At 47.1% G+C, this 7245-nt stretch carries 7 protein-coding genes; 4 read left to right on the top strand and 3 right to left on the bottom strand.

Annotation, left to right across the window (positions count from 1 at the left end; genetic code table 11):
• Positions 1-216 precede the first annotated feature (216 nt).
• A complete protein-coding gene (gene folD, locus ACO59Y_RS01820) occupies positions 217-1074 on the top strand; it encodes a bifunctional methylenetetrahydrofolate dehydrogenase/methenyltetrahydrofolate cyclohydrolase FolD (RefSeq protein ID WP_486130121.1) in 858 nt (285 codons plus the stop codon).
• A 110-nt stretch (positions 1075-1184) separates the two neighbouring features.
• Here the strand turns inward: folD and ACO59Y_RS01815 are convergent, their stop codons facing one another.
• The 3 genes from ACO59Y_RS01815 to ACO59Y_RS01805 all read right to left on the bottom strand — a co-directional run bounded on the left by ACO59Y_RS01815 (position 1185) and on the right by ACO59Y_RS01805 (position 4346).
• A complete protein-coding gene (locus ACO59Y_RS01815; RefSeq protein ID WP_486130120.1) occupies positions 1185-2606 on the bottom strand; it encodes a sucrose-specific PTS transporter subunit IIBC in 1422 nt (473 codons plus the stop codon).
• A gap of 272 nt (positions 2607-2878) precedes the next feature.
• Entirely contained in the window at positions 2879-3916 is a 1038-nt protein-coding gene (purM, locus tag ACO59Y_RS01810) for a phosphoribosylformylglycinamidine cyclo-ligase (RefSeq protein WP_486130119.1), read from the bottom strand.
• Positions 3917-4058: 142 nt separating this feature from the next.
• Positions 4059-4346 carry a YfcZ/YiiS family protein gene (locus ACO59Y_RS01805; protein WP_486130118.1) on the bottom strand — a complete coding sequence of 96 codons (288 nt, stop codon included), beginning with the start codon at positions 4344-4346 and terminating at the stop codon, positions 4059-4061.
• 194 nt (positions 4347-4540) lie between these two features.
• On the opposite strand from ACO59Y_RS01805, the gene ACO59Y_RS01800 reads away from it, so the two are divergent.
• The 3 genes from ACO59Y_RS01800 (at position 4541) to mutH (ending at position 7119) form a co-directional block, all read left to right on the top strand.
• Positions 4541-5821, top strand: a complete 1281-nt coding sequence (locus tag ACO59Y_RS01800; protein WP_486130116.1) for an outer membrane protein transport protein — start codon at positions 4541-4543, stop codon at positions 5819-5821.
• Between the two features lie 99 nt (positions 5822-5920).
• A complete protein-coding gene (locus tag ACO59Y_RS01795) occupies positions 5921-6460 on the top strand; it encodes a methylated-DNA--[protein]-cysteine S-methyltransferase (protein ID WP_486130114.1) in 540 nt (179 codons plus the stop codon).
• Entirely contained in the window at positions 6457-7119 is a 663-nt protein-coding gene (mutH, locus tag ACO59Y_RS01790; RefSeq protein WP_486130112.1) for a DNA mismatch repair endonuclease MutH, read from the top strand. The genes ACO59Y_RS01795 and mutH overlap by 4 nt, the downstream gene beginning before the upstream one ends.
• Positions 7120-7245: the final 126 nt, after the last annotated feature.

Genomic DNA, 7245 nt, shown 5'->3' with positions numbered 1-7245 from the left:
TACGACCCACTGGTCCCAAACCAGTTGCGCTACCAAGCTGCGCTACTCGCCGACAAACGCGCTCAATTATAGTGCGGTTTATCCTTCAGTCAATGAATTTTTGTTATTTTATCGATCGACTGGTTAAAATTATTTCAATTTTAGATTTGCTTTTGTAAATAACGATGTTGTCGGCTAGAATAGCAAACGTTTACGTTTCATCATTAAGGATTCCCAATGACAGCAAAAATTATCTCCGGCAGCGCTCTTTCCAAGCAAATTAAAGCGGAAATCGCACAGCAAATTACCCAATATCGCAATGAAGGGAAACGCGCTCCGGGGCTTGCCGTCATTCTTGTAGGAGCAGATCCCGCCTCCCAGGTTTACGTAGCAAGCAAACGCCGCAGCTGTGAAGAAGTGGGAATTTTTTCAAAATCTTACGATTTGCCGGAAACCATGGAAGAGCACGCATTGCTTGCATTAATTGATGAACTCAATGCCGATGAAACTATCGATGGTATTTTAGTTCAACTTCCGTTGCCTAAACACATTCGTTCTGAAGCAGTGATTGAACGCATCAAACCGGAAAAAGATGTGGACGGTTTTCATCCTTACAATGTCGGGCGCCTATGCCAGCGTATTCCGACCTTGCGCGCCTGTACACCATACGGCGTAATGAAATTGTTAGAAACCACAGGCATCGATTTGCACGGCAAACACGCGGTGATTGTCGGTGCGTCCAATATCGTCGGCCGCCCAATGTCATTGGAATTATTGCTTGCGGGCGCAACCGTTACGGTAACCCATCGTTTCACCAAAGACTTAGAAAGCCACGTTCGCCAAGCAGATATTTTGGTCGTCGCGGTCGGTAAACCGCATTTAGTGCCGGGCGAATGGGTGAAACAAGGCGCTGTGGTGATTGATGTCGGCATTAATCGTATCGACGGCAAACTGGTCGGCGATATCGGCCTTGAAGCCGCCGAGCGCCGAGCTGCTTACATTACGCCGGTACCGGGCGGGGTCGGTCCGATGACGGTCGCAATGTTAATGAACAATACGCTTTACGCCTATCAACATAACTGCCATTCTGCCTAACAAAAAATGCGGTGAAGTTAATTTCACCGCATTTTTTATTGTCGTCGCTCTTGCTTCAAAATAGCACCGCATTGGAGGCGCTTCCAATGCGGTGCTGTCGGCAAAAGAGATTACGCTTCTGCGTTCGCACGTTTTACCATCACGAAAGAAAGGCCAAACGCCACAGTAAAGGAAATCATCATACCGATGCTGTACATTGCCAAACTGTCCGGTTTGATGGATGGTACGCCGAGAAAGCCCGCCGCGCCTAAGGCAATAGCCTTAACATTAAAGAACGCGATAAACGCACTTGCCAAGCCCGAACCGATCATCGCCGCAAAAAATGCTTGGCGATAACGTAAATTCACCCCGAACATTGCCGGCTCGGTAATACCGAGTAAGGCAGAAATACCGGAAGGCACCGCCAAACCGCGCACTTTCGGATCTTTTAACGCCAGCGCTACGCCCAAACAAGCTGCACCTTGCGCGATATTAGACATCGCCGCGATCGGGAAAATGAAAGTTCCGCCGGTTTGTGCCATTTCAGCCAATAATTGGGTTTCCACCGCAATAAAAGTTTGGTGCATACCGGTAATTACGATCGGCGCGTAGAATGTTCCGAAAATCGCGCCGCCCACGAAACCTAAGCTGTCATATAACCAAGTCAAGCCCGTTGCAATTAATGAACCTGCTTCGCGACCAATTGGACCAATCACGGTAAACGCCAAAAAACCGGCAATAAACAACGAAAATAACGGTGTGACCAAGTTATCTAAATAAGACGGCACGAATTTGCGGAAGGTTTTTTCCAAGCTCGCCAGCACCCAAGCGGAAATAATGGTTGGGATGACGGTGCCTTGGTAGCCGACCTTTTCGATTTCAAGGCCAAATACATTCCAGTATTGAATGTTGCCTTCCATTAAGGTTTTTGCGTAGTTCCAACCATCGGCTAATGCCGGATGTACCAAAAGCATTCCCAATGCGGCGCCGAGAAACGGATTACCGCCGAATTTGCGAGTCGCGGAGAAACCAAGCAACACCGGCAAAAACACAAAAGGCGCATTCGCGATAGTGTTGATGAACTCGACCAAATCTGAAATCGCCGGATATTTCGTGACGACGGAATGTTCCTCCCAGAAGAATCCGACAGAAGTAAGCATGGAATGGATCCCCATTAACAAACCGCCCGCCACAATGGCCGGAATAATCGGGACGAAAATATCTGCCAACCCTTTTACTAGGCGTTGCAATAAGCCTTGATTACTTGCTGCCGCTTCCGCCACTTCCGCTTTGCTCACATCACCGATATCAAGTTGTTTGATGAGTTCTTCATGTACTTTATTTACTGTGCCGGAACCAAAAATAATTTGGTATTGCCCCGCCACGGAAAATTGACCTTTCACGCCTTCAATAGTATCAATGCCTTCTTTGTCGACTTTGCTCTCGTCATTTAACACCATACGTAAGCGCGTTGCGCAGTGAGCGGCCGTGGCAATATTGCCTTTACCGCCCAGTTTTTCAATTACTTGTTCGGCAATTTTAGGAAAGTTCATAGTTTCTCCTGTATAAATAAAATAAGCCCGCCGATTTTAACGAAAACCCTTAGAACTCACCAGAAATAATTACTTCCCTTAGAATCGCCGGTGACCTTCGCCGGGAGCACCGCATTGAATTTGAAAGTCCCGATTCCAAGCGTTTTGATTCCACTTATTAAGTGTCATTCAGGCAGCTAACGAACATCCGTTTAAATATGCAAGCAACAAAGAAGGGTAAAAAATAAAAAAGAAAGGCGAACTTACATTCGCCTTATAAAAAAGAGGAGTGATTATTGAATAACGACTTGTTCTTCGCCGTCGGCGGCCTGTTCAATACGACCGATAAGCCAAGCTTTTTCGCCCGCTTGCTTTAATATTGCCAATGCGATTTCTACTTGATCTTGTGGCAACGCAATCACCATGCCGACGCCGCAATTAAAGGTGCGGTACATTTCGTGAGTGGAAATATTGCCTTGCTCTTGTAACCATTTAAAAATCGGTTGCCACGCCCAACTTTTTTCGTCGATCACGGCCTTGGTGTTTTTCGGTAACACGCGCGGAATATTTTCCCAGAAACCGCCGCCGGTTAAGTGTGCGATGGCGTGCACGTTCACTTTTTTGATAAGGGATAAAACGGATTTCACATAAATTTTAGTCGGCGCCAACACTTGTTCGCTTAGCGGTTTACCGTCTAATTCGGCAGTCGCCGGATTGACACCGGACACCTCGATGACTTTACGAATTAAGGAATACCCGTTCGAATGCGGTCCGCTGGAACCCAATGCAATTAATGCGTCGCCATTACGCACTTGACTGCCGTCAATAATTTCCGATTTTTCCACCACACCGACACAGAAACCGGCTAAATCATAATCGCCTTCGTGGTACATCCCCGGCATCTCCGCCGTTTCACCGCCCACCAACGCACAGCCCGATTGCACACAGCCCTCTGCGATGCTTTTAACCACGTCGGATGCGACCTCCACATCTAATTTACCGGTAGCGTAATAATCCAAGAAAAACAACGGTTCAGCGCCCTGTACCACTAAATCGTTCACGCACATTGCGACCAAATCCACGCCGATGCCGTCATGTTTTTTCAAATCAATCGCCAAACGTAATTTGGTGCCGACGCCGTCTGTGCCGGAAACCAAAATTGGCTCTTCATATTTACTCGGAATAGCGCATAAGGCGCCGAAACCGCCCAAGCCGCCGATGACTTCGGGACGCGTGGTACGTTTCACATGCGGTTTAATTCGTTCGACAAGTTCGTTGCCGGCGTTGATATCTACGCCGGCATCTTTGTAACTTAATGATTGTTTGCTCACAATGTTTTCCTGTGTCAGTGAATAAAAATTGGCGCGAATTGTATCAGATTAGGCAAACGTTTGCGATGGAAAAATACGAGATGGAAAATACGATAAAAAAGACCGCATGAAAGCGGCCTAAGTTCTGTTTTTGCGAAATTTTTTAGCGGTTCGCCAATTCAAAAATCATCGCTTCGGCTTGGCAACAAAAAGTAAAACGTGCTTTCAATTGAGCACCGCATTCAACGGCAATGATTTCGCCACTGATTTCACAAGGCTCGCTTTCGGTTCGGCGCGCTTTTTCGGTTAAACGTGCAAAGGCTTGTTCGGCGTCCGTTTGGTTTGGGAAAGTTTGATCCACGTTCACCGTACAATCAGAACCATCAATTATCGTACCAACATCCACGCAGCTACAAGTCAGCGATTCTTCCGCTTTGCATTTTACGCTCATAATTTGTCCTTATTTCGAAATAAAAATCGGCGCCATTTTAGCATTTTTAAAAACAAGTTTGAAATCCGCCGCATATTTCAAAAATATTGACTGGTCGGAACTCTAATAAAATAACAAAATGAATTTGCGCTCTAATTAATGGAGTTTTAGAATCGCGCTTCTTTTATTTTTCGTATAAATAACAAAGGGTTCCAATGAAAAAATTTCACCGTTCTTTATTTGCAACAGCAATATTATTGGCTGCCGGTGGCGTAAATGCGGCGGCATTCCAATTAGCGGAAGTATCGTCTTCCGGTTTGGGTCGCGCGTATGCCGGTGAGGCGGCAATCGCGGATAATGCAGCGGTGGTCGCGACCAACCCGGCCTTAATGAGCTTATTCGACGCTAATCAATTCTCTGCGGGCGGCGTTTATGTAGATTCAAAAATCCGTATGGAAGGTCAGATCGCGCTTCAGGGCACCGCATTGAAAGCCGATGCGCACAAGAGCAGTGTCGTTCCCGGCTCATTTGTACCGAATATGTATTTTATTTCGCCAATTAACGATAAGTTTGCCGTCGGTGGCGGAATGAACGTTAACTTCGGTTTAAAAAGCGAATATGAAGATAATTATGCCGCCGGCATTTTTGGCGGAACAACGGATTTAACCGCGTTAAACCTGAATTTAAGCGGATCCTATCGCGTAACCGAACAATTTAGCGCCGGTTTGGGCATTAACGCCGTTTATGCAAAAGCCGAAGTGGAGCGCACAGCGGGATTTTTAGCGCCGCTGATGAGCGCTCCCGCGGGTACACCATTGGTTCACTTGCAAGATAAAAACGCTTGGGGATTCGGTTGGAATGCGGGTTTAAGCTATCAAATTAATGAGCGTAATCGATTCGGTTTGGCTTATCATTCGCCAATCGATATTGACTTTAAAGATCATAACGCACTAAGTCGTGCCGCCGCACCGCATCGGGGTGGACAATTGACCGGCGTCGGCGAATTAACCTTGAAATTACCAAGCTATTGGGAATTTTCAGGATTCCATCAAATCACCGATAAATTGGCGTTGCATTATAGCTACAAATACACCGATTGGCATCGCTTCAAAGAGTTGCGTGGCACTTATCAAGACGGTGTGGACGCCTTCTATAAAGAGGAAAATTACCGTGCTAACTCGCGCATTGCATTCGGCGCGACTTATGCGCTAAACGATGCCTTAACTCTTCGTGCGGGGATCGCCTATGACAAAGCTGCTGCCACCGGAAAACACGCCAGCGCGTCCATTCCGGATACCGATAGAACTTGGTATAGTTTCGGTGCGACGTATAAATTTACGCCGGATCTTTCTATTGATGCCGGTTTCGCCCACTTACACGGCAAAAAGATTCAATTTACCGAAGAATCCAACTTCGCGGGCAGAAAAGTCGTTGCGCAATATCGTTCTAAATCCAGCGCCAACCTTTACGGCTTAAACTTGAATTATCGTTTCTAATTCGTTAAAAAATTTAGCATAATGAAGCACACGTCCATCGGATGTGTGCTTTTTTTATGATGCATTCATCCGCAAACTTTAATTCAAAACATTACAAAAATGACCGAATCTTACTACACTTATTGTCCCTCCCCCATTGGCGACTTGCTGATTTTGTCTGACGGCGAACATATCACTCACGTTGATTTCGAAAAAGAACAATACGCGCCGAACCCAAAATGGATTAAACGAAATGACTTGCCCCTTTTCCAAAAAGTACATTCGGCTTTTAAGCGTTATTTCGGCGGCGAACCGGAAACCTTCGCCGATATTCCGCTGAAAACCGAGGGCACCGCATTCCAACAAGCCGTTTGGCAAGCGTTGCGCGGCATCGGCTACGGCAAAATTTCCAGCTATGGTGAATTGGCCCAAATAATTGATAACCCCAAAGCCGTGCGCGCAGTGGGCGGCGCAGTGGGCAGCAATCCAATCAGCATTATAATTCCGTGCCACCGCATTCTCGGCAAAGACAAAACCTTAACCGGTTTCGGCGGCGGCCTAGCGGCAAAACGTTTTTTATTACAACTGGAAAATATTCCTTACATCGATAAAGGCAGCGAAGACACTAAACCGCGCTTTTTCAAAAAATACACCCAATGACACCGCAAACTCTCGAACAACTCTTACAACGCGCACAAGCCATTGCCGGGCTGACGCTCGGTGAGCTTGCCGACGAATTACATGTTGCCGTGCCGCCGGATTTAAAACGCCACAAGGGCTGGGTGGGTATGCTGTTGGAAACTGCATTGGGCGCGACCGCCGGCAGTAAAGCAGAACAAGATTTCGCTCATCTCGGCGTTGAACTCAAAACGTTACCGATTAACGAACAAGGCTTTCCGCTCGAAACGACCTTCGTCAGTCTTGCGCCGCTGGCTCAAAATTGCGGCGTACAATGGGAACATTCTCACGTTCGCCACAAACTTTCCCGCGTGCTTTGGATGCCTGTTGAAGGCGGTCGTCACATTCCCTTAGGCGAACGTCGCATCGGCGCGCCAATTTTATGGCAACCGAACGAAGAGCAAGAACGCCGCCTAAAACAGGATTGGGAAGAATTGATGGAATACATCACGCTGGGACGATTGACGCAAATTACCGCACGCATCGGCGAAGTCATGCAGCTAAGACCGAAAGGCGCCAACAGTCACGCGATAACTAAAGGCATCGGGGCAGATGGAAGCTTGGTAGAAACGTTGCCTTTGGGGTTTTATTTGAGGAAAGAATTTACCGCCGGCATTTTAGCGGATTTTTTAAAAAGTTAACGGATTCCTTTCATCTGTTGTCGTCAACTTTTATGACCGCACATTCAATGCGGTGCTCTTCGACAACCTCACGACCACAACGCTTTCAATGCGGTGCTCTTTGGCAACCTCACGATTACAACGCCT

The sequence above is a fragment of the Rodentibacter sp. genome, assembly GCF_057314195.1.
The sequence above is the reverse complement of the archived record's forward strand: the minus strand, read 5'-3'. Positions and strand labels throughout refer to the sequence as shown.

What these genes read in the sequence shown, in the direction of transcription:
- mutH (WP_486130112.1), top strand. Translation starts at nt 6,457, where the DNA reads ATGACACCGCAAACTCTCGAACAACTCTTACAACGCGCACAAGCCATT.
- ACO59Y_RS01800 (WP_486130116.1), top strand. Translation starts at nt 4,541, where the DNA reads ATGAAAAAATTTCACCGTTCTTTATTTGCAACAGCAATATTATTGGCT.
- folD (WP_486130121.1), top strand. Translation starts at nt 217, where the DNA reads ATGACAGCAAAAATTATCTCCGGCAGCGCTCTTTCCAAGCAAATTAAA.
- ACO59Y_RS01815 (WP_486130120.1), bottom strand. Translation starts at nt 2,606, where the DNA reads ATGAACTTTCCTAAAATTGCCGAACAAGTAATTGAAAAACTGGGCGGT.
- ACO59Y_RS01795 (WP_486130114.1), top strand. Translation starts at nt 5,921, where the DNA reads ATGACCGAATCTTACTACACTTATTGTCCCTCCCCCATTGGCGACTTG.
- ACO59Y_RS01805 (WP_486130118.1), bottom strand. Translation starts at nt 4,346, where the DNA reads ATGAGCGTAAAATGCAAAGCGGAAGAATCGCTGACTTGTAGCTGCGTG.